This is a genomic window from Cellulomonas sp. Leaf334 (assembly GCF_001424195.1).
Taxonomy (GTDB): Bacteria; Actinomycetota; Actinomycetes; order Actinomycetales; family Cellulomonadaceae; genus Cellulomonas.
Map to the genome: position 1 here is coordinate 274,700 of NZ_LMOO01000005.1, position 22,875 is coordinate 297,574.

Sequence of the window (22,875 nt, forward strand, 5' to 3'; positions counted from 1 at the left end):
ACGGGGACGGCTGTGCTGTGGCGTCAGACGATGTAGACGGAAGCCGCGAGGCCGGCGATCGCACCGCCGACGAGGGGGCCGAGGACCGGCACCCAGGAGTACGCCCAGTCGCTCGAGCCCTTGCCCCGGATGGGCAGGAGGGCGTGCGCGATGCGCGGACCGAGGTCACGTGCCGGGTTGATGGCGTAGCCGGTGGGGCCACCGAGGCTGGCGCCGATGCCGATCACGAGGAGAGCCACGGGGATCGCCCCGAGCTCGGCGGGGGTCTTCGCGAACGCGAGGATGACGAAGACGAGGACGAAGGTGGCGATGGCCTCGGTGATGAAGTTCCACCCGTAGGAGCGGATGGCGGGGCCGGTGGAGAAGACGGCGAGCTTGGTGCCCGGGTCGGCGTCCTCGTCGAAGTGCTTCTTGTAGGCGAGGAACGCGAGACCGGCACCTATCGCGGCACCGGCCATCTGTGCGGTCACGTAGAGGAACCCGTTCGCTGCGGTCACGGGGATGCCCGCGGCGAACTCCTCCGCACCGCTCGTCCAGATGCCGATCGTCACCGCGGGGTTGAGGTGTGCCCCCGACTTGTACGCGACGTACACACCCGAGAAGACCGCGAGGCCCCATCCGAAGTTGATGAGGAGCCAGCCGCCGTCGAAGCCCTTGTTCTTCGGCAAGATGACGTTCGCGACCACACCGGCGCCGAGCAGGATCAGCATGCCGGTGCCCATCAACTCAGAGATGAAGGCGTCACCTATTGTGTAGTCCACTGTCGACCCTTTCTGACGGACATCGTTGTCACGTGCGCCCCGCGGATGGCCGCGGGGAGTTCTCAGGTCCCGACGGGTCCGGACGACCCCTTCCCCGCGGGTGATCCCGGCTTGGTGCCGGCAGCGGCAGTCGTGTCGCCGAGCATCGGTGACACGTCGGCGGCACGCAGCCTGACCTTGACCGCCTCCACGTCGTCGAGCTCCTGCGCCGCGGCGTCCTCGGCCTCGGCCCGGGCGCGGTACGCCTCGATCTCCGTGCTGCGCGTGTGCGCGTCCCAGCCGAGCACGGGGGCGACGAGGTCGGCGATCTCCTCGAGGGCACCCACACCCTTGTCGGCCTGCTCGTAGTTGAGCCGCGTGCGGCTCATCAGCACGTCGTCGAGGTGCAGCGCGCCCTCGTGGCTGGCGGCGTAGACGATCTCGGCACCGATGTAGGCGTCGGCGTTCTTCAGCGGCTCGGCGAGCGCCGGGTCGGCGTCGACGAGGTCGATGAGCTCGCCCAGCAGCGACCCGTACCGGTGCAGCAGGTGGTCCATGCGCGGCCGCGTCCAGCCGTACTTCTGGCTGATCGCCCGGGCCTGGCGCTGGAACACCTGGAGACCTTCGGCGCCGACCAGCGGCAGGTCGTGCGTGATGGACGGCAGGCTGGTGGCGCGGCTGCCGATGGCGAAGTCGACCGCGTCCTTGGCCATCACGCGGTAGGTGGTGAGCTTGCCGCCCGCGATGACCGTCAGGCCCGGTGCGGGGGAGGCGACCGTGTGCTCGCGCGACACCTTCGCGGAGCTGGTGCCGGCCTTGACCTGCGGCTGGAGCAGCGGACGCAGTCCCGCCCAGCTGCCGATGATGTCCTCGCGGGTGATCGGCCGGGACAGCACCGCGTTGGCGTGCTCGATGACGTAGTCGATGTCCGCGCTCGTCGCGACGGGGTGCACCAGCTCCTGCTCCCACGGCGTGTCCGTGGTGCCGATCACCCAGTACCTCGACCACGGGATGATGAACAGGACCGACTTCTCGGTCTGCAGGATCAGCCCGGTGTCGCCGGAGATGCGGCTGCGCGGCACGACGATGTGCACGCCCTTGCTGGCCAGCACGTGCAGCCCGCCCTCGGCCCCCGCGAGCGACTCGGTCTGCTCGGTCCACACACCGGTCGCGTTGATGACGGCGCGCGCCCGGACGTCGATGTGCTCGCCGGTCTCCAGGTCCACGACCTCGGCGCCGGTGACGGCCCCACCGGTCGTGGTCTGCAGGTCTGCCACCTGGGTGCGGGACGCGGCGTGCGCGCCGTAGCTGACGGCGGTGCGGATGATCGTCTCGACGAGGCGGGCGTCGTCGACGCTCGCGTCCCAGTACCGGACCGCGCCGATCGCGGCGTCGTGCCGCAGGTCGGGGAACAGGCGCTCCATGCCCTTGCGGGTCAGGTGCCGGTGGATGGGGAGCGCGCGCCTCGACCCGGTGACCGACGCGAGCGTGTCGTACAGGGCGACGCCCGCCCCGACGTAGGCCCGTTCCCAGATCCGGTTCTCCAGCGGGTAGAGGAAGCTGACCGGCTTGACCAGGTGCGGTGCCAGCCGGTTGATCAGCAGGTCGCGTTCGGTGAGGGCCTCGCGGACGAGGTGGAAGTCGAGCATCTGGAGGTAGCGCAGCCCGCCGTGCACCAGCTTGCTGGACCGGCTCGACGTGCCGGACGCCCAGTCCTGCGCCTCGACGACCGCCGTGGACAGTCCTCGGCTCACCGCGTCGAGCGCGATCCCGGCGCCGGTGACACCGCCACCGATGACGAGGACGTCGAGCTCGTTCCCGCGTTCAGCACTCCCGCGCATGGCGTCGAGTGCGTCCTGTCGTGCCTGGGCCGTCAGCGGCGCCGTCCTCATCCGTCGTACCCCCGGTGGTTCCGTTGTCGCGCTTTGTCCGGCTCGCCCGGTGCGGGCTTGCTCGCTATCGTCGTCACCAGGCGAACGAACGCGCAACCGGGCTGCACAAACGTGCAAAGGTCGACCGCGGACCGGAGGGGGTCCCGATGTACATCGAACGGGAGCAGGACGTGCTGCGGGCGGCGTCGATGTACTACCTCCAGGACATCAAGATGGAGGTCATCGCGCGGCACCTGGGCACCTCCCGCTCGACCGTCTCGCGGCTCATCAAGCGCGCGCGGCAGTCCGGGCTGGTCGAGATCACGCTCCGGCCGGCGAGCACGCGTGCACCCGGGCTCGGTCGCACGATCGCCGCGGCGTTCGGCATCGACACGTACGTCGTCCCGGTGCCCGACTCCGCCAGCCACATCGAGCGTCTCGACCAGGTGTCGATCACCGCGGCCAGGCTCCTGTCCTCGTGGTTCGACTCCGACATGGTGCTCGGCGTCGCGTGGGGCACGACGCTCGCGTCCGTGTCCCGGTACCTGGCGCCCAAGCCGACGCGCGGCTCGGCGGTGGTCCAGCTCAACGGTGCGGCGAACATGCGCACCAGCGGGATCGAGTACGCCAGCGACCTGATCTCGACGTTCGGCACCGCGTTCGCCGCGGCCGTGCACCACTTCTCCGTGCCCGCGTTCTTCGACTACCCCGACACGAAGGCCGCCATGTGGCGCGAGCGCTCGGTCCGCCGCGTGCTCGACATGCAGCGCCGCGCGGACATCGCGGTGTTCTCCGTCGGTGCCGTCGCGGGGGCGGTGCCGTCGCACGTCTACTCGGCGGGCTACCTCGACGACTCCGACGTGAAGAACCTGCACGACGAGGGCGTCGTCGGCGACGTCTGCACCGTCTTCCTGCGCGCCGACGGGTCCTGGCAGGACGTGCACCTGAACGAACGGGCCACGGGCCCGACGCCCGTCGAGCTGCAGCGCGTCCCGCGACGGGTCTGCGTGGTGGCCGGGGACAACAAGGTCGCCCCGCTGCTCGCCGCACTGCGCGCCGGGGTGGTGACGGACCTCGTCGTCGACGAGATCACGGCCACCGGCCTGCTCGACGCAGCCGAGCCGCCCCACCCGCGGCGCGTGCGCGCACGGGTCTCGGGGTAGCCTCGACGGTGCCACCGCGAGTAGCATCGCGGGTGTGAAGCTGAGTGTGAGCCTGTCCGACAACGATGTCCACCTGCTGGACGACTACGTGCGCACCCATGCGGGATCGACGCGTTCCTCTGCCCTCCGCGAGGCGCTGCAGCTCCTGCGAGAGCGTGAGCTGAGCGACCAGTACGAGCTCGCGTTCGCGGAGTGGGACCAGTCCGCGGACAGCGACCTCTGGGATGCCGTCGCCGGCGACGGCGCTCGGTGAGCCGCGGAGAGGTCTGGCTCGTCGACCTCGAGCCGGCGCGAGGGGCGGAGTCGAACAAGGTCCGCCCGGCGGTGATCGTCGGGCACACCGCGTCGGCGAGCAGAGCCTTCGCGAACGGCCACGGCGTCGTGACGGTCGTACTGCTCACGACCAACACAGACCGGGTGCTCGACTTCCAGGTGCTCGTCGGAGCCGACGTCAGCGGCCTCGACCGGGACTCGAAGGCACAGGCCGAGCAGGTGCGCAGCATCGACGTCCGCAGGTTCGTGCGCCAGGTCGGGCGCCTCCCGGGACCGACGATGCGCGCCCTCGACGACGCGCTCCGCCTCCATCTGAGCCTCTGATCACGCCGCAGCCGTGATCGCCGCAGGCTCGACGATCACCAGCACCTGGCCCGGTCCCACCTGGTCGCCCGGGGTCACGACGATGTCGACCACCCGACCGCCGACCGTCGCGACCACCGGAGCCTCCATCTTCATCGCCTCCAGGGCGAGCAGCTGCTGGCCGCGCTCGACCACGTCGCCGGGCCGCACGTCGACCCGGAAGACGGTCGCGACGAACGGCGCCTCGACGCCCTCGCACCCGTCCGGGACCTCCGTGTCGACCGCCGGCGCCGGTGCGTCGGGCTCGACCACACGGTCGAACTCGCCGGCCGCCGCCCACGCGTCCCGCTCGGTGCCGAACGCGCCGGCCTGCTGCGCGCGGAACGCCTCGATGGACGGGGCGTTCTCGGCCAGGAACCGCTGGTGCTCCGCGATCGAGAACGTCCCCGGCTCGATGGCCACGTCGAGACGCCCCGCGGCCATGTCGCCACGCATGTCCAGCAGCTCGTCGGCGCCCACGGGGTACCAGGAGATCCGGTCGAAGAACCGGAGCAGCCACGGGGTGCCGGGCTCGAACGGCCGGTGCCGCGCGTGCGTGTCCCAGACCTGGATGGTGCGCCCGACGAACTGGTAGCCGCCAGGGCCCTCCATGCCGTAGATGCACAGGTATGCGCCGCCGATGCCGACCGCGTTCTGCGGGGTCCACGTGCGGGCGGGGTTGTACTTCGTGGTGACCAGGCGATGGCGCGGGTCCAGCGGCGTGGCCACCGGGGCGCCCAGGTACACGTCGCCCAGGCCCATGACCAGGTAGGACGCGTCGAACACCGTGCGGTAGACGTCGTCGACGGAGGGCAGGCCGTTGATCCGGCGGATGAACTCGATGTTCCACGGGCACCAGGGGGCGTCGTCGCGGACACCGGCCATGTAGCGCTCGATGGCCTCGCGCGTGGCCGGGTCGTCCCAGCTCAGCGGCAGGTGCACCGTCCGGCTCGGCACGACGAGGTCCGTGGTGGCCGGCAGCGCGTCCTCGATCTCACGGACCAGGTCGAGGGCCGTGCGCAGGGGGAGCCGGTCCGGGTCGATGTGCAGCTGGAGCGAGCGGATGCCGGGCGTGAGGTCGACGACACCGCGCAGACCGTCGTGGTCGACCCGCTGCTGGACCTCCTGCGCGAGGGCGTGCACACGCATCCGGGACGCCAGGTCGAGGGTCATGGCGCCGTACTCGACCAGCAGGTTGTCGTCGCCGCTGCGGCGGTAGGTGACTTCGGTGTCGCTGTCCTTGCGCGCGAGGATGCCGCCGTCGTCGTGCGCTGCACGGGTCGCGCGGGGCGCCCGTTGTGGGCGGGTGCGCAGCGCGTCCGCCTCGGCCTCGTCGACCGGCACGAACTGCACGGTGTCGCCAGGCCGGAGCTGGCCGAGCTTCCACAGCTGGCCGAGCGCGACCGTCGCCGGGCACGTGAACCCGCCGAGCGACGGGCCGTCCGGACCGAGCAGGATCGGCAGGTCGCCCGTGTAGTCCACCGCCCCGACCGCGTACGGGGTGTCGTGGATGTTCGACGGGTGCAGGCCCGCCTCGCCGCCGTCGGGACGCGCCCACGTGGGCTTGGGTCCGACGAGCCGGACCCCCGTGCGCGCCGAGTTGAAGTGGACCGCCCAGGTGGTCGCGTAGAACTCGGCGACGTCGCCCGGCGTGAAGAACTCCGGTGCGGCGTGGGGGCCTTCGAGCGCACCGACCCGCCAGTCGCTGGTGATGAGAGGGCGGTCCGTCTCCGGGACGGGTCGTGCGGTCCCCGACGCGGTGCCGATCGCGAGCTGGTCGCCCAGCCGCAGCGGGACGCCCGTCGTGCCGCCGATCCGACCGAGGTCGAAGGTCGCCGCCGACCCGAGCACCTGTGGGACGTCCAGACCGCCCCTGACCAGCAGGTACGTGCGCATGCCGACGGCCGGGGCGCCGATGGCGAGCACGCCGCCGGGCGGGATCTCGACCGGCTCCCACTGCGGCACAGGGGCGTCGTCGAGCGCGACCGTCGCCGGGGCACCGGTCACCATGACCGTCGCACCTGTGACGAACCGGAGCTCCGGACCGGCCATCGTGCACTCCAGGCCCGGGGCGCCCTCGGGGTTGCCGAGCGCGGTGTTGCCCAGCCGGAACGACAGGTCGTCCATCGGTCCCGACGGCGGGATGCCGACGTGCCACAGGCCTGTCCGGCCGGGCCAGTCCTGGACCGTCGTGAGCATCCCCGGGCGGACGACCTCGATGCGCGGGGTCTCGTCGTGCAGGTGCGCGAGCGTGCCGGTGTGGTGCAGCGCGGACGCGACCTCGGGTGCGTGCACGATCGTGCGGAGCAGGCCGAGGTTCGTCGCGATGCCCGTCAGCCGGGTGCCCGCGAGCGCGTCGCCCAGCGCGTCCCAGGCGGCCGCCCGGTCCACGCCCGCCGTGACCACCTTGGCCAGCAGCGGGTCGTAGTGGGTGGAGACCTCGCTGCCCGGTGCGATCCAGGTGTCGACACGGGCGTCCGACGGGAACGCGAACGCGGTGATCGTGCCCGCGCTCGGGAGGTGGTCGCGGTCCGGGTTCTCCGCGTAGACGCGCGCCTCGACGGCGGCGCCGCGCGGTTCCAGGACCGTGTCGACGACGGACGTGTCGCCCTGCGCGAGCCGGATCATCCACGCGACGAGGTCCACGCCGAACACCGCCTCGGTGACCGGGTGCTCGACCTGCAGCCGCGTGTTGACCTCCAGGAACGCGGCCTCCTCGCGCTCGGCGTCGTAGACGAACTCGACCGTGCCCGCGGACCGGTAGTCGACCGACTCCGCGAGCGTGCGGGCGGACGCCCCGATCAGCGCACGGACCTCGTCGGGAAGCCCGGGCGCGGGTGCCTCCTCCACCACCTTCTGGTGCCGGCGCTGCAGCGAGCAGTCGCGGTCGCCGAGCGTGACCACGCGGCCCAGCCCGTCGCCGAACACCTGCACCTCGACGTGCCGTGCTGCAGTGATGAGCCGCTCGAGGTAGACCCCGGCCGTGCCGAACGCGGCGCCCGCGGTCCGGCGCACTGCCTCCCAGGCTTCCCTGAGGTCGTCGGACGACGCGCACGCTCGCATGCCGATGCCGCCGCCGCCCGCCGTCGCCTTGAGCATGACCGGGTAGCCGATCGAGTCGGCTGCCGCGACCGCCTCGTCGAGGGTCTCCAGCAGGCCCGTGCCCGCGAGCATCGGCATGTCGACCGCCCGGGCCGCGTCGCGCGCCGTGTGCTTCGACCCGAACAGCTCCAGCTGCACCGGCGTCGGGCCGACGAACGCGATGCCAGCCGCCTCCGCCGCGCGGGCGAACTGCGCGTTCTCGGACAGGAAGCCGTAGCCCGGGTGGATCGCGCCCGCACCCTGCGCGAGCGCGGCGTCGAGGATCAGGTCGCTGCGCAGGTACGACTGCGCCGCCGGGGCAGGTCCGAGGCGGACCGCGGTGTCGGCGAGGTGCACGTGGGCCGCGCCCGCGTCCGCGTCGGAGTAGACCGCGACCGTACGCAGGCCCAGGTCGCGCGCGGTGCGCAGGATCCGGACGGCGATCTCGCCGCGGTTGGCGACGAGGAGCGTGTCGAAGCCGCTCATCGGGAGACCACCATGCGCACCGGCGTCGGGTCGAAGCCGTTGCACGGGTTGTTGATCTGCGGGCAGTTGCTGACCACCACCAGCACGTCGCGCTCGGCGCGCAGGGAGACCGACAGGCCCGGTGCGGAGATCCCGTCGACGATGCCGAGGGCTCCGTCCGGGTCGACCGGCACGTTCATGTACCAGTTGATGTTGGACACCAGGTCACGCTTGCCCAGGCCGTACCGCCCGCCCTCGGCGAGGAAGTTCTCCGCGCACGCGTGCTGTGCCCAGGTGTGGTGGCCGTAGCGGAGGGTGTTCGACTCCTTCGAGCACGCGCCGCCGAGGGTGTCGTGCCGGCCGACCTCGTCGGCGACCACCGTCATCAGCGGTCCGTACTCGCAGTCGCGCAGGATCGAGCCGGTGGTCAGGAACACGGAGTCCTGGCCCTGGATCGTGTCGGGCGCGCTGTAGCGCAGGGTGGTGTCGGCGGCGTCGAACACCAGGAAGTCGACGGCCTGGTTGCCGCCGAGGTCGACGATCGTGAGGACGTCGCCCGCGCGCACCACGGCGGACCAGGGGGCTCGGGCAGGGACGACGTCGTCGAGCAGTGTCTCGGTCATGCGATCCCCCGTGCGGTCAGGTCGTCGTGGGTGTTGACGAAGGCGCGGCGGCCCTCGGGTGTGGCGCTCCAGAGCGGGTCGGTGTCCGTCGTCGGGGAGCCCGTCCAGGCCAGCACCTCCAGCGGCGTGCTCACGAACTCGCGCGGGTCGAGAGGGTGCGCGGTGTTGGCGACGAGCAGCAGCAGCGGCACCTCGGCGCGCAGCGTGACCGCGGTGCCCGGTCCGGCGGATCCCTCGAACACCGGGCGGCCGTCGTCGTCGATCCGGACGCCCTGGAAGAACGAGATGCTCGGCGGGAGGTCGCGTCGGCCCAGGTCGTGCTTGGCCGCCGCGAGCGCGAACAGCTCGCGGCCGGCGGGCGTCGGACCCTGCGCGCTGCCGTCGCCGTAGCGTTCGTCGTTGCGGGCCCGGGTCGTCGTCCCGTACAGCGCGTCCTGCCGGCCGGACGTGTCGCCGACGATGCTCGCGAGCACCCGCCCCTGGTCGCTGAGCAGCAGGTGCCCTGCCGTCAGGTAGACCTGCCACTGGACCTTGACCGTGTCCGCCACGTTCAGCCGCTCCCACGGGCGGTCCAGGCGGTAGGCCAGCAGGTGCGCGCAGGCGTCGCCCGCCAGGTCGGTCAGCCGGACGTGCGTCCCGCGAGCGACCGCGAGGTGCGTGTAGCCGCCGCCCGCGACGACCTCAGCGTGCACGAGCGTGGCCGGGTCGACCTCGCTCGGCGGCGTGGGGAACGACCGGGCGGGTCGCGTCGGCATCGTGGCGACCGTGCCGACGGCGTCGGCCTCCTGCGCCCGGGCGTGCTCACGGGCGCCGGCGGTGGTCCCGGTGGTGGTGGCGGTCATCGCGTCCTCGATTTCTGTCGACTGACAGAAACAGCCTCACGCCCGGACGTTTCGGCGACGGTCACCGCCAGGTAAACCTCCTGTTACGCCGCCCGGTGCGTCCGCACTCCGGCGGGCTCCGACCCGCCCGACTGCGGACGATGGCGATGAGGAGCGGGTTGCGTCCGCACTCCGGTGGGTTCCGACCGGCACGAGTGCGGACGTCCGCGGGATCGAGCGTCCGGGCGACACGAGGTGTGGACGTCGTGCGGAGGGGAGGGTTGTGGGGGCGGTGGTAGCGTCGGCTCGCCATGGCACGCAGACCCGGTCGACCGCGCGCGAGCGGCGACCCCGACGGTGAGCGCGACACCCGTCGCGACGTGCTCGACGCCGCCGCCGCCCTGTTCTGCACCGTCGGCTTCACCTCGACCAGCACCCGTGCCGTCGCCGACGCGGCGGGCGTCCGGCAGGCGTCGATCTACCACCACTTCGCCGGCAAGGACGCGATCCTGCTGGAGCTGTTGCTCGGCACGGTCCGACCGTCGCTCGAGCTGGCCGACGCCCTCGCGGCCGGCACCGAGCCCGCCGCCGCGCGCCTGTGGACCCTCGTGCACGCCGACGTCGGCCTGCTCTGCGCAGGGCCGGTGAACCTGGGCGTGCTCTACATGCTCCCGGAGGTGGCCGGGGAGCAGTTCGCCGAGTTCCACGCGCTGCGCTCACGCCTGCGTGCCCGGTACAGCGAGCTCGCATCAGCCGCCGACGACGGTGGCGACGACCGCGGCGAGCTGGCCCTCGGCCTCGTCGAGTCGGTGATCCTGCGCCGACGGGACACCCCGGACCTCGACGTCGCCGCCGTGCAGGACGCCGTGGCGGACGGGGTGCTCCGGCTCGTCGGCTGCACCCCCGCCGAGATCGCGCTCGCCCGCGCGGTCCCGGTCACGCTCACGGTCTGACGCACCCGACCGTCGCGACCGCCCTGACCCCCCGACGAACCCGACACGGGGACCGGGGAGCGGGTACGGCGGCCTGACGCGCGCGCGTACGCGAGTGCTGCGGTCGTCGATTTAACACAAGCGTTTCTTGGGCGCATCGGGCCGGACACAGGGCGGGTGGTCAATGAACCTGTCGGACGACAGAAACTCTGCCGGCCGGTTCGTCGAACCCCCCAGACCTGTCTGCCGTCCCCTCGGAGCCCCCATGATCATCGCCGGAGTCGGTCTCTCCGTCCTCGCCGTCGTCCTCGTCGGCATCGTCGTCGCGCGCAAGGTCGACGGTGACAGCGCCAACTACCTCGTCGCGGGCCGGCGCCTGGGGGTGCCGCTCGTCGCGGCGTCCCTCATGGCCGCCGCCGTCGACTCGAACGCCACGGTCGGGAACACCGACCTCACGTCCTCGTTCGGCTTCTGGGCCGGGGCGTCGCTCGCGCTCGGCCTCGCCATCTGCCTGCTGCTCACCGGCCTCTTCCTGGCCAAGCCCATGAACCGGATGAAGCTCTTCACGCTCGCGGACTTCTACCGGCTCCGCTACGGCCGCGGGGTCGAGGTGGCGTCGTCGGTGTTCATGATCTTCGCGTTCGCCATCCTCATGGCCGGGAACCTGGTGGCCTGCGGGTACCTGCTGGAGCGGTTCCTCGGTCTGGACTACACGATCGGCGTCCTCGTCGCGGTCGGCCTGGTCCTCGTCTACACCATCGGCGGCGGCATGTTCTCCGACGCCTACACGGCGGCCATCCAGATCGTCATCACCATCGTCGCGACGGTCTGCCTCGTCGTCTGGTTCGGCACCACGTACGGGTTCGAGGTCGCCCCGGGCATGGGACCGTTCGACTTCGAGCAGCTCACGCAGACCAGCGCGGGCGCCCCCATCAACTGGGCGACCCTGGTCGCGCTCGGCATCGGCGACATCGTGGCCATCGACTTCATGCAGCGGATCTTCGCCGCCCGAAGCCCCGAGACCGCGCAGAAGTCCTGCTTCACCGGTGCCGCCGGCACCGCGATCATCGGTATCGCGTTCGCGATGGTCGCCCTCGGCGCGTCGTCGGTGTTGGGCCTGACCACGGAGAACGGGCCGATCCTGTTCCAGCTCCTCGACGGCTACGCACCGTCCGGGCTCACGGTCCTGGTCCTGTCCGGCATCGTCGCGGCGTCGTTCTCGACCGCGTCGGGCGCGATCCTCGCGACGTCCGCCGTCGCGGTCCGGAACATCTTCGGCGTCCGCCGGGTCGTCTCCGTCAAGGAGGAGGGCGTCCGCGACCCGCTCCTGCTGTGGACCCGCGTGGCGATGATCCCGATCGTCGTGCTCGGGGTCTCGGTGGCGCTCAAGGTCGCCCAGACCGGCATCCTCCTGACGCTCGCCTTCGACCTCATGCTCGCCGGGCTGCTCGTGCCGTTCATCCTCGGGCTGTTCTGGAAGCGCGGCGGGACCCGCGCGGCCGTCGCGGCGCTCGTCGTCGGCGTCACCGTCCGGCTCGTGCTCTTCGTCCTGACACCCACCGTCTACGGCGTGCCCAACGACGTCTGGTACATCCCGAACGACCTGATCGACGCGTCGTTCGACGGCTGGCCGACGTTCTGGGGGTTCGGCGCCTCGCTGCTCGCCTACCTGGTCGCCGCCGCGGTGTGGCCGCGCACCGTGACCGAGGAGGCCTGGGCGATCGCCGACGGGATGCCCGACGAGACCGTCCCGGCACCCCGGGAGGCCGAGCCTGCCGTCTGACCGACCGAGGAACACCGCGCCGTCCGCCTCGGCGGACGGCGCGGTGTTGACTGTCCGGATGCCGACGCGCCTGACGGTCCTGTTCTTCGGCGACTCGTTCGTGGCCGGTGTGGGTGACCCGACCGGCCTCGGCTGGACGGGCCGCCTCGCCGCAGGACCACGTCCGCCAGGGCTCGACCTGACCGTCTACCCGCTCGGCGTCCGTCGGGACACGTCCGCCGACGTGCTCGCCCGGTGGGAGCCGGAGACGTCCGCCCGGCTCCCCGACACCGGGGCCACCGGTCTGGTGCTCGCCCTCGGTGTGAACGACGCGACCGACGACGACCTCGGTGGCTCGCGCGTCGCAGCGGCGGACACCGTCGGGAACCTGCGGGCCGTCCTGACGCGCGCGTCGTCACTCGGGCTCGCCACGCTCGTCGTCGGCCCGCCGCCGATCGCGGACCCGCGCACCAACGACCGCATCGTCGAGCTCGACGCCCTGCTCGCCGACGAGGCGCGCGCCCACCAGGTCCCCGTCGTGCCGGTCGTGCACGACCTCCTGGCCGACGAGGCGTGGATGTCGGAGGTCCGCGCCGGCGACGGGGCGCACCCGGGCGCCCACGGGTACGCGGCGCTCGCGGCCCTCGTGCGGCCGCGGTGGGAGACGTGGCTCGACGGCGGCATCTCGGCGACCGGGCTGCTCCTCGGCCGTCCGCGCACCCGCCAGTAGGTTGTCCCGGTGCCCTTCCGTGTCCGCCCCGCCGTGCCGGCCGACGTCCGTGCCATCCGCGCGCTCGTCGAGCCGTACGCCGCCGAGCGCATCCTGCTGGCCAAGGAGTGGGTCGGGTACTACGAGGCGGTCCAGGAGTTCCTCGTGGTCGAGGCCGACGACGGCAGCGTGATCGGCTGCGGCGCGCTGCACGTCATGTGGCAGGACCTGGCCGAGATCCGCACCCTCGCGGTGGACCGGACCTGGCGGGGGACCGGCATCGGCCACGCCCTGCTCGATGCTCTGCTGGAGCGTGCGGGGGAGATGGGGCTGCGTCGCGTCTTCTGCCTGACGTTCGAGGTGGCGTTCTTCGAGTCGCACGGGTTCCACGTCATCGAGGGGACCCCCGTGACACCCGACGTGTACCTCGAGCTGCTGCGCTCCCACGACGACGGCGTCGCCGAGTTCCTCGACCTGGCGCGCGTGAAGCCGAACACGCTGGGCAACACACGGATGCTGATCGAGCTCGACTGAGCCGTCAGCCCAGGACGAGCTCGATGCCTGTCGGCGTGCTCCGGACGTCGACGACAGAGCGGACCTGACCGTCCGGGAGGTGCACCGACACGACGTCGGGCGCGCCGGGCGGTCGGGTGCTGTGGGCCATCTGCAGCCGCATCACCAAGGCGGTCGCAGCGATCGCGGGAACGTCCACCGGCGCCCCCGGCTGCCACACCGGGGCGTCGGCGGGAGCCTGCGTCAACCGCTCGCGCACCCGGTCGAGGAAGTCGTCGACCTCGTCCTGGTCGTAGCCCTCCCGGAACTTCGTCGCGTGGAACCGGACGGCGCCGACCTCGTCCGCCGTCACGGCGTCGCCGGTGGTCTCGCCCCCTTCGAGCCCACGGAGGGTGACCGTCACCCGGTCGAGGAAGCGGTCGACCTCGTCCTGGTCGTAGCCCTCCCGGAACTTGGTGGCGGCGAACTTCTGGTTCAGGACGTCGTAGGCGGTCAGCATGCCGCGCATGCTGTCACGACGGCAGCCGGTACGTCGGCGGATCGTCGACGCTCGCGGCCGGGTCGCGGGTGACCAGGCCGTCGGCGACCAGACCGTCGACGCAGCGCGCGAGCTGGCGGGCGTCCGGCCAGACGGCGTCGACGGCGGCCGCCGGCACCGGGCCGAGGGCGTCGCGCAGCAGCGCCATCACACGGCCGCGCACCTGGCGGTCGGTCCCCGTGAACGTCTGGACCTTCCGGCGGCCGGCGTGCTCGTCGGCGGGCCGGCCCGCGCCCCACCACGCGCAGACGTCCCGCACCGGGCAGACCTCGCACCGCGGGGACCGGGCGGTGCACACCAGCGCACCCAGCTCCATCGACGCCGCCGCCCAGCGGGCCGCCGTCGCGTCGTCGTCCGGGACGTACCGGGACGCGCGGCGGACCTCGTCGACCGTCTGGCTCGGCGCCGGCAGCGCGACCCCGTCGACCGTGCGGGCCAGCACCCGCCGGACGTTGGTGTCGAGCACCACCGACCGGCGCCCGTAGGCGAACGCGAGCACCGCGGCCGCCGTGTACGACCCGACCCCGGGCAGGGCCAGCAGCTCGGGTTCCGACGAGGGGACGACCCCGTCGTGCCGCTCGACGACCGCCCGCGCGCACTCCTGCAACCGCAGCGCACGCCTCGGGTACCCCAGCCGGTCCCACGCCCGCAGCACGTCCGCCGTCGACGCGGCCGCCAGGTCGGCGGGCGTCGGCCAGCGGGCCATCCACGACCGCCACGCCGGCTCCACCCGGACCACCGGCGTCTGCTGGAGCATCACCTCGCTGACCAGGACGCCCCACGGCGACCGGTCCGCTGCCCGCCACGGCAGGTCGCGCGCGTGCACGGCGAACCAGGCGAGCACCGGCTCGCGCAGCTCGGTGGGGGTCGGCGGCACCGCAGCATCCTGCCCCACCCGGGTGGTCGCAGCCTGCTCGGGTCGAGGGCGAGGCGCTCGTCGCCAGATAGCGCCGTCGTCCGTCTCGCTCTCTGAGCAGGTCCGCGCGTCGCCCGGGCGGGTCGGCGAACCTTGCCTCTACGGTGGTCGCGCCGCGGGGTCACGCGGCGCTCGTCCTGGAGGATGCATGAGCGACTCGCGACGCCTGCCGGCCCGCGTCTACTGGGTGCGTCGCTTCGTGGTGCTCGGCATCCCGCTGATCATCATCGCGGTGGTCGTGTGGCTGTTCGTGCGACCCGACTCCGGGGAGGACCCGGCCGCCCAGGGCGGCACGTCGTCCGCACCCGTCGCGCCGGAGACGAGCGAGACCCCGACGGACACCGACGGGGTGGGCGACTGCGCGCCCGCGTCCCTGGCCCTCGCGATGGCCGCGGACGCCACGTCGTTCGCGCCGGGTGTGAGCGCGACGTTCACGGTCACCGTCACCAACACCGGTGAGCAACCGTGCCTCGTGGACGCCGGCGAGGCGCAGCGCGAGATCGTCATCACGTCCGGGAGCGACCGGGTGTGGTCGAACCGCGACTGCATCGCGCCCGGCACCGAGACCCGCACGCTGCTGCTCGCGGGCGGCGGGACGGACTCGACGCCGTTCGCGTGGAACCGGATCCGCTCCGCGGAGGGCTGCCCGGCGGACCTGCCCGTGCCCGGTGCCGGCACCTACTCCGCGCAGCTGAACCTCGCCGGCGTGAGCGCGCCGGCGGTGGTGTTCGGGCTGGAGTGACGGCTAGACGTACCGCTCGAGGATGCTGGACTCCGCGAGCCGCGACAGGCCCTCGCGCACGGCCCGGGCGCGCTGCTCGCCGACGCCGTCGACGGCCATGAGGTCCTCGATGCCGGCGGCCAGGAGCTTCTGGAGCCCACCGAAGTGCGCGACGAGCCGGTCCACGATCGCGCCGGGCAGGCGCGGGACCTTGGACAGCAGGCGGTAGCCGCGCGGGCCGGCGGCCGCGTCGAGCGCGTCGCCACCCCCGGGCAGGCCCAGGACGCTCGCGATGCGGGCGTTGTCGAGCAGCTCCGTGGAGTCCAGCTCCGCCAGCTCGTCGAGGACCGTGTCGACCTCGCGGCGGCTGGTGTCGACGTAGTCGCGGATGATGAGCGCCCGGTCCGAGCCGATGCCGCCCACGAGCTCGTCGAGCTGCAGGGTCAGCAGGCGGCCGTCGGTGCCCAGCTCGACGACGTAGCCCTCGATCTCCTCGGAGATGCGGCGGACCATCTCGAGCCGCTGCACCACGGCGGACACGTCGCGGACCGTGACGAGGTCCTCGATCTCGAGCGCGGACAGGGTCCCGCTGACCTCGTCGAGGCGCGACTTGTAGCGCTCGAGCGTGGCCAGGGCCTGGTTGGCTCGGGACAGGATCGTCGTCGAGTCCTCGATGACGTGCCGCTGGCCGCCGACGTACAGCGCGATGATCCGCATCGACGCCGACACCGAGACCACCGGCAGGCCGGTCTGCTTGGCGACGCGCTCCGCGGTGCGGTGCCGGGTGCCGGACTCGGACGTCTCGATGGTGACGTCGGGGAGCAGCTGGACGGCCGCGCGCAGGATGCGGGAGATGCCCGCGTCGACGACGACGGCGCCGTCCATCTTGGCCAGCTCGCGCAGGCGGGTGGCGGAGAACTCGACGTCCAGGACGAAGCCGCCGGAGCAGATGCTCTCCACCGTCTGGTCGAAGCCGAGGACGATCAGCGCGCCCGTGCGCCCCCGCAGGATCCGCTCCAGGCCGTCGCGAAGCTCGCCGCCGGGGGCGACGGCGGCAAGGGTCGACCTCAGCAGGTCGTCAGGAGCGTGCGAGTGGGGCACGGTTGCATGGTAACGACGAGCACCGACGACGGTCGTCGCGACCCGCATCCCGGACCCGTTCGCTACGACGGGTTCGCCCGTTCGCCGCCGGCGGGGGGTGCCGTGCTGTCGCGGACCACGAGGTCCACCAGGATCCGGTGCTGCTCGGGGGCCGGGGCGAGGCCGGCGCGGGAGCGGCTGATCGACGACGTCAGCGCCGCCGCGGCCGCCCTGCCCTTGGCGACGAAGTCCTGCTCGACGGTGGTGAGCGTCGGACGCACGCGCTGCGCCAGGGGGGAGTCGTCGAAGCCGACGACCGACAGGTCCTCCGGCATCCGCAGCCCGAGGTCCTCGGCGGCGTGCATGATCGCGGCCGCCATGAGGTCGGAGAAGCACAGGACGGCGGTCGGGCGGTCGTCGCCGGCGAGCAGCAGCCGCGCACCCTCCGAGACGTACGGCTCGCTGTTGTCCCGCACCTCCATGACGACGGGCGTCACCCCGGAGTCCGCCAGCTCGTCGACCCACCCGATCTGGCGTTCGCGCGCCACGTAGCCGGACCCGGCCGCCGCAGGGTCGCTCGCGAGCTCGGCGCGCACCCCGGCGTTCATCGTGAGGATGCCGATCCGGCGGTGCCCGAGGTCGAGGAGGTGCCGGGCGCCGAGCCGGGCCCCGTGCCGCTCGTCGAGGAGCACGCTGGACGCATCGGCGACGGGCGCGCTGTCGATGAACACCAGCGGCAGCTTCCGCTTCACCAGCCAGCCGACCGCGGGGTAGTCGCCCGCGCAGCCGTAGACCAGGGCGCCGTCCATGGGGATGTCCCGCGCGGGGATCGTGTCCTCGGAGCTGGTGGACGGCAGCAGCACGACCGCCATGCCCGTCGGCGCGAGCCCTTCGGCCGCCGCCCCGAAGAACGCTGCCGCGATCGGGTCGAGGAACGCGGTGCCGATCGACTCGGTGAGCAGCACGCCGACCGCTCCTGTGGTCCCGCGCGCCAGGGCACGGGCTGACGGGTCGGGGCCGACGTACCCGAGGTCGTCCGCGGCCGCCAGGATCGTGCGACGCATCTCCGCGGAGAGCTGGTCGGGGCGGGAGAACGCGTTGGACACGGTCATCCGGCTGACGCCCACCCGGTCCGCGATCGTCTGCAGCGTCACCCGGGACATGACGAGACCACCCTGTTCCGCTCCATGCGGGACAGGGTAGGTCGCCGGGGCCGGTCCCGGTGGGGTGAACGTCATCTCGCCGGGTGGCCGACCTCGCCGGTGCACGCGGGGGAGACCGCGTCGGCCAGGTGGTGCAGCGCCCCGGCGAGCGTGCGCCGGGTCCGGGGAGCGCGTGTGCGTGCGGTGCGCTGCCGTGGTGCGGCCTCGGGCTCGACCGGAGCCCAGGGCTGAGCGCTCTCGGCGTGCTGCCGCGCGGCGGTCACTCCGAAGAGGAGCCCGAACTGGGGTGTGTCCATCGACATCAGGTTCTCCTGTCGGTTCGTCGTTCCTTCTGTACCGCTAAAGTACCCTCCTGCTCTGTACCGGTCAAGAGATTGTCAGGACCAGATGTGACGGGGTGGCCGACGCCGACCGTTCGCGGGCGAGGGGTGTCAGCGCTGGGCGGCGGCGGACAGCTCCGGGACCAGCCCGGCCGCGGTGACGGCCTCGCCGAGGTCCGCGGCGGTCAGCACCGTCAGCCCGGCGGGCGGCGTCGCACCGTCCAGCGCCCCGGCCGGCACGATCGCCCGCGTGAACCCGAGCCGCGCTGCCTCGGCGAGCCGACGACCCACTCCGGAGACGGTCCGGATCTCCCCGGCCAGGCCGACCTCGCCGATCGCGACCAGCCCGCGGGGCAGCGGGACGTTCTCGCGCGAGCTCACGGCGGCCAGCGCCAGCGCGAGGTCCGCGCCCGGCTCGACGACCCGCGCGCCGCCGATGGTCGACACGTAGACGTCCTGGTCCGCCAGCCGCGCGCCTAGCCGGCGCTGGAGCACGGCGAGCACCATCGCGAGGCGGCTGCTGTCGACGCCGCTCGTGGTCCGCCGCGGGTTGGGGACGGCACTGGGCGCGACGAGCGACTGCACCTCGACCACGAGCGGGCGTCGGCCCTCCAGCGTCACGGTCAGGCAGGTGCCCGGGACGGCGTGCAGCGCCTGGGAGATGAACAGCCCGCTGGGGTCGGCCAGCCCGACGATCCCGGTCTCCGACAGGTCGAAGCAGCCGACCTCGTCGGTCGGGCCGTAGCGGTTCTTGGTGGCGCGGAGCATGCGCAGGCGGGAGTGCCGTTCGCCCTCGAACTGGCAGACGACGTCCACGAGGTGCTCGAGCGTGCGGGGGCCGGCCACTGAGCCGTCCTTGGTGACGTGCCCGATGAGCACGACCGGCAGGTCCCGGGACTTGGCAGCCTGGATCACCGCGCTGGCCACCTCCCGCACCTGGGAGACGCCCCCGGCCGTCCCCTCGACCTGCGCGGATGCGATCGTCTGGATCGAGTCGAGCACCAGCAGGTCCGGGTCGACGTGCTCGATGTGCCCGAGGACCGTTCCCAGGTCGGTCTCGGCGGTGAGCAGCAGCCGCGGGTCCAGCGCGTGGATCCGGCCGGCCCGCAGACGCACCTGCGCGGCGGACTCCTCGCCGGTCACGTACAGGACCTTGCGCCCGGTCCGGGCGGCCCGTGCGGCGACGTCGAGCAGCAGGGTCGACTTGCCGACGCCCGGCTCGCCGGCCAGCAGGACCACGGCACCGGGGACGAGGCCGCCGCCGAGCACGCGGTCCAGCTCGTCGACCCCCGTCGGCCGGGCGCGGGCGGTCTCGATGTCGATCTGGTCGATGGGCCGGGCCGGGGAGCGCGCCGGGTTCGTGGCGACCGTGCGCGGGGCGCCGCCTCCGGGGCCGGTGTCCTCGACGACCGACCCCCACGCCTGGCACTCGCCGCAGCGGCCGACCCACTTGCCGGCGGTCCACCCGCACTCCGTGCAGCGGAAGGCCGGGCGGGCGCTGCGGTCGGGCCGCTTCGAGGAGGGTGAGGTCACGCGCCGCACGCTAGCCGCAGCCTCCGACACGACCCTCTTGCGCCACGGCTGAACACGCGTTTAACGTAGTGAACGTGCGTTCAGAGGACCTCACCGCCCGTGCCCGCATCCGGGACGCCGCCGTCGCACGCTTCGGCCGCGACGGCTTCCGGGCGCCCGTGCGCACCATCGCGCAGGACGCCGGGGTCAGCGCCGGTCTCGTGATCCACCACTTCGGCTCGAAGGACGCGCTGCGCGCCGCGTGCGACGAGCACGTCCTGACCGTCATCCGCGAGCAGAAGTCGGCTGCGATCACGCAGGCGTCGCCCGCCGAGACGATCGGCCTGCTGGCGACCGTGCGGGAGTACGCGCCCCTGTTCGCGTACATCGTGCGCAGCCTGCTGGACGGGGGCGAGGTCGCGGCGCACTTCGTCGACGGCCTGGTCGACGACGCCGCCGCCTACCTCGCGGCGGGCGAGGCGGCGGGCACCATCCGGCCGTCGGTGGACCCGCCCGGGCGCGCGCGGCAGGTGATCGCCACGCAGATGGGCCTTCTCGTCCTGGCGCAGCTCGACGCGGCCGCCGGCCGGGGGACGGCCCCCACCGAGGACCCCGGCACCGCCATCGAGGAGCTGACGTCCAGGTCCATGCTCGCCGGCCTGGAGCTCTACACGCACGGCCTGTTCACCGACACCGGATACCTCGACGCCTATCAGCACTTCCGGCAGGACAAGGAGAAGCCATGACCGACGCCATCGCGGTCAGCGGACTCGTCAAGTCGTTCGGCGCCAAGCGCGCGCTCGACGGGTTCGACCTCACGGTCCGGACGGGGGAGGTGCACGGGTTCCTCGGCCCCAACGGCGCAGGCAAGTCGACCACCATCCGCGTGCTGCTCGGGCTCCTGCGCGCCGACGCGGGCGACGTCGCGCTCCTCGGCGGCGACCCGTGGCGTGACGCCGTCGCCCTGCACCGTCGGCTCGCGTACGTGCCCGGCGAGGTGAACCTGTGGCCCAACCTGTCCGGTGGCGAGTCGATCGACGTGCTCGGACGGCTGCGCGGCGGGCTCGACCCGGCGCGCCGCGACGCCCTGATCGAGCGGTTCGAGCTCGACCCCCGCATCAAGGGCCGTGCCTACTCGAAGGGCAACCGGCAGAAGGTCGCGCTCGTCGCGGCGCTCGCGGCGGACGTCGAGCTGCTGCTCATGGACGAGCCGACCAGCGGCCTGGACCCCCTCATGGAGGCCGTGTTCCAGCAGGTCGTGCAGGAGGCGGCCGCCGAGGGGCGCACCGTGCTGCTGTCCAGCCACATCCTGGCCGAGGTCGAGGCCCTGTGCCGGCGCGTCACGATCATCCGGCAGGGCCGCGCGGTGCAGAGCGGGTCGCTGGAGGAGCTGCGCAGCCTCACCCGCACCACCGTGACGGCCGGGCTCCGCGACGCCGACGAGGCGGAGCGCACCCTCGCCGCGCTCGACGGGGTGCACCACGTGCAGCGCGACGACGGCCACCTGACGGTCGACGTCGACACCGCCGCGCTCAACGACGTGCTCGCGCGGCTCACCGGGTTCGGCGTCCGGTCGCTCACCGCGCACCCGCCGACCCTGGAGGACCTGTTCCTGCGGGAGTACAGCGACGAGCTGGCGACCTTGGGCGTGCACGAGGAGTCGCGATGAGCACCGTCGTCGACACCGAGCTCGCGGGCACCCGCGGACTGGTGCGGGTCGCGCTGCGTCTCGACCGGTGGCGCACGATCGTCTGGGCGGTCGCGGTCGCCGGGCTCACACAGGTGTCGGTGTCCGCGATCACCGAGCTGTACTCGACGCCCGAGTCGCGCGCGGGCCGCGCCCAGCTCATCTCGTCGCCGGCAGCGACGGCCCTGGCCGGCCCGGGGTACGGGCTCGACGACTACACCGTCGGGGCCATGACGGCGAACGAGCTGGGCCTCTGGATCATGCTCCCCGTCGGGATCATGGCCCTGCTCACCGTGACGCGGCACCTGCGGGCCGCCGAGGAGGACGGCCGGCTCGAGCTCGTGCGGTCCGCACCCGTCGGCCGGGACGCCCCGGTCGTGGCCGGCCTCACCGCGGCGGTCGTCGCGACCCTCGCCGTCGGTGCCCTGACGTTCCTCGCGCTGCTCACCACGGAGCTCGACCCCGTCGGCTCGGCCGCGCTCGTGGGCGGTGTCGTCATGGTCGGGCTCGTGTTCGCCGGCGTCTCGGCGGTCACGTCCCAGCTGACCGCCCACGGTCGCACGGCGAGCTCGCTGGCGATGGCGGTGCTCGGCGTCGCGTTCCTGCTGCGGGCCGTCGGGGACGTGCGAGGTCCGGAGAGCACGAGCGTGCTGACGTGGCTCTCGCCGTTCGGCTGGGCGCAGGCGACCCGGGCGTACGTCGACGAGCGGTTCTGGCCGCTCGCCATCGGGGTGCTCGTCGCCGTGCTCCTGGTGGGGTGGGCGTTCTGGCTCGCCGGACGGCGCGACCTCGGCACCGGCCTGCTCGCCGAGCGGCTCGGTCGACCGCGCGCGTCAGCCCGCCTGACCGGGCTGTTCGCCCTGACGCTGCGTCGGCAGCTGGGCGCGATCCTGTCGTGGGGCGCCGGGATCGTGCTGAGCGGGGCGCTCATCGGTCTGCTGGCGGGGGAGCTCGTGGACTACGTCGACGACGAGCCGCAGCTCGCGCAGATGTTCCCCGACGGTCCCGGCGGTGTGATCGCCTCGGCCTTCGCGCTCTACACGGTGTTCCTCGCGGTGATGGCGGCGGCGTACGCGTCGACGGCCGTCGGTGCCGCGCGGTCCGAGGAGGTCGCCACGCGGGGGGCGCTCGTCCTGTCCGGGCCGGTGTCCCGCACCCGCTGGCTGGGCTCGCAGGTCGGCCTGGGCGCCCTGGCCGTCGTCGTGATCATGCTGGTCACGGGGCTCGTGATGGGTCTGACGGCGAACGCGTCGCTGGGCAGCGACGGGCACCTGGCCGAGCTCGTCGGCGCCTCGGCGGTCACGCTCCCCGCCATCGGCTGCGTGCTGGGTGTCGCCGTCGTCGTCCTGGGCGTCGCACCGCGCGGGTTCGGGCTGGTCTGGGCCTACGTCACGTACGTCGGGGTCGTCGGCCTGTTCGGCGGGCTCCTGCCCGACGGGTCCGACGTCCTGTCGCCGTTCACGTACACGCCGCAGCTGCCCGCGGAGCCCATGGACTGGCCGCCCGTGGTCCTGCTCACCGTCGTCGCGGTCGCGCTCAACGCGGCAGGGCTCGCCGCGTTCCGGCGTCGTGACGTGGTCGGCTGACTTTCCGTCGGTAGGCTGCGGGCGTCCGGCGAGGGTTCGGGCGACGCGATGCAAGGG

General features: G+C 73.0%; 22 protein-coding genes. 11 read left to right on the forward strand and 11 right to left on the reverse strand.

What is annotated here, in order from left to right; all coding sequences use genetic code 11:
* Nucleotides 1-23: 23 nt before the first annotated feature.
* The gene (locus tag ASF78_RS11735; protein WP_369816324.1) at nt 24-710 is read right to left on the reverse strand and encodes an MIP/aquaporin family protein; all 687 of its coding nucleotides are present in this window, start codon (nt 708-710) and stop codon (nt 24-26) included.
* 113 nt (nt 711-823) lie between these two features.
* On the reverse strand, nt 824-2,632 hold the full coding sequence (locus tag ASF78_RS11740; RefSeq protein ID WP_056589245.1) for a glycerol-3-phosphate dehydrogenase/oxidase: 1,809 nt from the start codon (nt 2,630-2,632) through the stop codon (nt 824-826).
* A gap of 146 nt (nt 2,633-2,778) precedes the next feature.
* Here ASF78_RS11740 and ASF78_RS11745 point away from each other — a divergent pair, with 146 nt between their 5' ends.
* The 3 genes from ASF78_RS11745 to ASF78_RS11755 are packed head-to-tail and all read left to right on the forward strand — an operon-like array spanning nt 2,779 to nt 4,371.
* Nucleotides 2,779-3,774 carry a sugar-binding transcriptional regulator gene (locus ASF78_RS11745; protein ID WP_056589248.1) on the forward strand — a complete coding sequence of 332 codons (996 nt, stop codon included), beginning with the start codon at nt 2,779-2,781 and terminating at the stop codon, nt 3,772-3,774.
* 34 nt (nt 3,775-3,808) lie between these two features.
* Nucleotides 3,809-4,027 (forward strand): ribbon-helix-helix domain-containing protein, encoded by a 219-nt coding sequence (locus ASF78_RS11750; RefSeq protein ID WP_056589251.1) that lies wholly within the window; start codon nt 3,809-3,811, stop codon nt 4,025-4,027.
* Nucleotides 4,024-4,371 (forward strand): type II toxin-antitoxin system PemK/MazF family toxin, encoded by a 348-nt coding sequence (locus tag ASF78_RS11755; RefSeq protein WP_056589254.1) that lies wholly within the window; start codon nt 4,024-4,026, stop codon nt 4,369-4,371. The genes ASF78_RS11750 and ASF78_RS11755 overlap by 4 nt, the downstream gene beginning before the upstream one ends.
* Here the strand turns inward: ASF78_RS11755 and uca are convergent, their stop codons facing one another.
* The 3 genes from uca to ASF78_RS11770 are packed head-to-tail and all read right to left on the reverse strand — an operon-like array spanning nt 4,372 to nt 9,400.
* Entirely contained in the window at nt 4,372-7,956 is a 3,585-nt protein-coding gene (gene uca, locus ASF78_RS11760; protein ID WP_056589257.1) for an urea carboxylase, read from the reverse strand.
* Entirely contained in the window at nt 7,953-8,558 is a 606-nt protein-coding gene (locus ASF78_RS11765) for an urea amidolyase associated protein UAAP2 (RefSeq protein WP_056589260.1), read from the reverse strand. The genes uca and ASF78_RS11765 overlap by 4 nt, the downstream gene beginning before the upstream one ends.
* A complete protein-coding gene (locus ASF78_RS11770; protein ID WP_056589263.1) occupies nt 8,555-9,400 on the reverse strand; it encodes an urea amidolyase associated protein UAAP1 in 846 nt (281 codons plus the stop codon). The genes ASF78_RS11765 and ASF78_RS11770 overlap by 4 nt, the downstream gene beginning before the upstream one ends.
* 290 nt (nt 9,401-9,690) lie before the next feature.
* Between ASF78_RS11770 and ASF78_RS11775 the strand changes: the two genes are divergently transcribed.
* The 4 genes from ASF78_RS11775 (at nt 9,691) to ASF78_RS11790 (ending at nt 13,316) form a co-directional block, all read left to right on the forward strand.
* Nucleotides 9,691-10,332, forward strand: a complete 642-nt coding sequence (locus tag ASF78_RS11775; protein ID WP_056589266.1) for a TetR/AcrR family transcriptional regulator — start codon at nt 9,691-9,693, stop codon at nt 10,330-10,332.
* A 244-nt stretch (nt 10,333-10,576) separates the two neighbouring features.
* Entirely contained in the window at nt 10,577-12,094 is a 1,518-nt protein-coding gene (locus ASF78_RS11780; RefSeq protein WP_056589268.1) for a sodium:solute symporter family protein, read from the forward strand.
* 58 nt (nt 12,095-12,152) lie between these two features.
* Nucleotides 12,153-12,803, forward strand: coding sequence for a GDSL-type esterase/lipase family protein (locus tag ASF78_RS11785; RefSeq protein ID WP_056589271.1), 651 nt, complete (start codon nt 12,153-12,155; stop codon nt 12,801-12,803).
* Between the two features lie 9 nt (nt 12,804-12,812).
* Complete coding sequence (locus ASF78_RS11790) at nt 12,813-13,316, forward strand: amino-acid N-acetyltransferase (RefSeq protein ID WP_056589274.1); 504 nt, start codon at nt 12,813-12,815, stop codon at nt 13,314-13,316.
* Between the two features lie 4 nt (nt 13,317-13,320).
* Here ASF78_RS11790 and ASF78_RS11795 read toward each other — a convergent pair whose 3' ends face one another.
* Both ASF78_RS11795 and ASF78_RS11800 read right to left on the reverse strand, forming a co-directional pair.
* Nucleotides 13,321-13,794 (reverse strand): DivIVA domain-containing protein, encoded by a 474-nt coding sequence (locus ASF78_RS11795; RefSeq protein ID WP_082495086.1) that lies wholly within the window; start codon nt 13,792-13,794, stop codon nt 13,321-13,323.
* A gap of 13 nt (nt 13,795-13,807) precedes the next feature.
* Nucleotides 13,808-14,710 carry an A/G-specific adenine glycosylase gene (locus ASF78_RS11800; RefSeq protein WP_235518542.1) on the reverse strand — a complete coding sequence of 301 codons (903 nt, stop codon included), beginning with the start codon at nt 14,708-14,710 and terminating at the stop codon, nt 13,808-13,810.
* Nucleotides 14,711-14,897: 187 nt separating this feature from the next.
* Between ASF78_RS11800 and ASF78_RS11805 the strand changes: the two genes are divergently transcribed.
* Complete coding sequence (locus ASF78_RS11805) at nt 14,898-15,491, forward strand: hypothetical protein (RefSeq protein WP_056589280.1); 594 nt, start codon at nt 14,898-14,900, stop codon at nt 15,489-15,491.
* A 3-nt stretch (nt 15,492-15,494) separates the two neighbouring features.
* Here ASF78_RS11805 and disA read toward each other — a convergent pair whose 3' ends face one another.
* The 4 genes from disA to radA all read right to left on the reverse strand — a co-directional run bounded on the left by disA (nt 15,495) and on the right by radA (nt 19,566).
* Complete coding sequence (gene disA / locus ASF78_RS11810) at nt 15,495-16,571, reverse strand: DNA integrity scanning diadenylate cyclase DisA (RefSeq protein WP_056589283.1); 1,077 nt, start codon at nt 16,569-16,571, stop codon at nt 15,495-15,497.
* A 62-nt stretch (nt 16,572-16,633) separates the two neighbouring features.
* A complete protein-coding gene (locus ASF78_RS11815; RefSeq protein ID WP_056589286.1) occupies nt 16,634-17,713 on the reverse strand; it encodes a LacI family DNA-binding transcriptional regulator in 1,080 nt (359 codons plus the stop codon).
* A 71-nt stretch (nt 17,714-17,784) separates the two neighbouring features.
* A complete protein-coding gene (locus tag ASF78_RS11820; protein ID WP_056589288.1) occupies nt 17,785-18,015 on the reverse strand; it encodes a hypothetical protein in 231 nt (76 codons plus the stop codon).
* Nucleotides 18,016-18,144: 129 nt separating this feature from the next.
* Nucleotides 18,145-19,566, reverse strand: coding sequence for a DNA repair protein RadA (gene radA, locus ASF78_RS11825; protein WP_056590796.1), 1,422 nt, complete (start codon nt 19,564-19,566; stop codon nt 18,145-18,147).
* Between the two features lie 74 nt (nt 19,567-19,640).
* Between radA and ASF78_RS11830 the strand changes: the two genes are divergently transcribed.
* Genes ASF78_RS11830 through ASF78_RS11840 form a run of 3 tightly spaced genes read left to right on the forward strand, consistent with a single transcriptional unit; the run spans nt 19,641 to nt 22,818 of the window.
* A complete protein-coding gene (locus ASF78_RS11830; protein WP_056590799.1) occupies nt 19,641-20,291 on the forward strand; it encodes a TetR family transcriptional regulator in 651 nt (216 codons plus the stop codon).
* Nucleotides 20,288-21,214, forward strand: a complete 927-nt coding sequence (locus tag ASF78_RS11835; protein ID WP_056589291.1) for an ABC transporter ATP-binding protein — start codon at nt 20,288-20,290, stop codon at nt 21,212-21,214. The genes ASF78_RS11830 and ASF78_RS11835 overlap by 4 nt, the downstream gene beginning before the upstream one ends.
* Nucleotides 21,211-22,818: an ABC transporter permease gene (locus tag ASF78_RS11840; protein ID WP_056589293.1), complete on the forward strand. Its 1,608-nt coding sequence runs from the start codon at nt 21,211-21,213 to the stop codon at nt 22,816-22,818. Before ASF78_RS11835 ends, ASF78_RS11840 begins: the two co-directional genes overlap by 4 nt.
* Nucleotides 22,819-22,875: the final 57 nt, after the last annotated feature.

Bases quoted from the DNA above. Each gene is read 5' to 3' on its own strand.
- ASF78_RS11795 (WP_082495086.1), bottom strand. From the start codon at position 13,794: ATGCTGACCGCCTACGACGTCCTGAACCAGAAGTTCGCCGCCACCAAG.
- ASF78_RS11805 (WP_056589280.1), top strand. From the start codon at position 14,898: ATGAGCGACTCGCGACGCCTGCCGGCCCGCGTCTACTGGGTGCGTCGC.
- ASF78_RS11785 (WP_056589271.1), top strand. From the start codon at position 12,153: ATGCCGACGCGCCTGACGGTCCTGTTCTTCGGCGACTCGTTCGTGGCC.
- ASF78_RS11745 (WP_056589248.1), top strand. From the start codon at position 2,779: ATGTACATCGAACGGGAGCAGGACGTGCTGCGGGCGGCGTCGATGTAC.
- ASF78_RS11780 (WP_056589268.1), top strand. From the start codon at position 10,577: ATGATCATCGCCGGAGTCGGTCTCTCCGTCCTCGCCGTCGTCCTCGTC.
- uca (WP_056589257.1), bottom strand. From the start codon at position 7,956: ATGAGCGGCTTCGACACGCTCCTCGTCGCCAACCGCGGCGAGATCGCC.
- ASF78_RS11835 (WP_056589291.1), top strand. From the start codon at position 20,288: ATGACCGACGCCATCGCGGTCAGCGGACTCGTCAAGTCGTTCGGCGCC.
- ASF78_RS11815 (WP_056589286.1), bottom strand. From the start codon at position 17,713: ATGTCCCGGGTGACGCTGCAGACGATCGCGGACCGGGTGGGCGTCAGC.
- ASF78_RS11770 (WP_056589263.1), bottom strand. From the start codon at position 9,400: ATGACCGCCACCACCACCGGGACCACCGCCGGCGCCCGTGAGCACGCC.
- ASF78_RS11765 (WP_056589260.1), bottom strand. From the start codon at position 8,558: ATGACCGAGACACTGCTCGACGACGTCGTCCCTGCCCGAGCCCCCTGG.
- ASF78_RS11840 (WP_056589293.1), top strand. From the start codon at position 21,211: ATGAGCACCGTCGTCGACACCGAGCTCGCGGGCACCCGCGGACTGGTG.
- ASF78_RS11735 (WP_369816324.1), bottom strand. From the start codon at position 710: ATGCTGATCCTGCTCGGCGCCGGTGTGGTCGCGAACGTCATCTTGCCG.
- ASF78_RS11775 (WP_056589266.1), top strand. From the start codon at position 9,691: ATGGCACGCAGACCCGGTCGACCGCGCGCGAGCGGCGACCCCGACGGT.
- ASF78_RS11740 (WP_056589245.1), bottom strand. From the start codon at position 2,632: ATGAGGACGGCGCCGCTGACGGCCCAGGCACGACAGGACGCACTCGAC.
- ASF78_RS11820 (WP_056589288.1), bottom strand. From the start codon at position 18,015: ATGTCGATGGACACACCCCAGTTCGGGCTCCTCTTCGGAGTGACCGCC.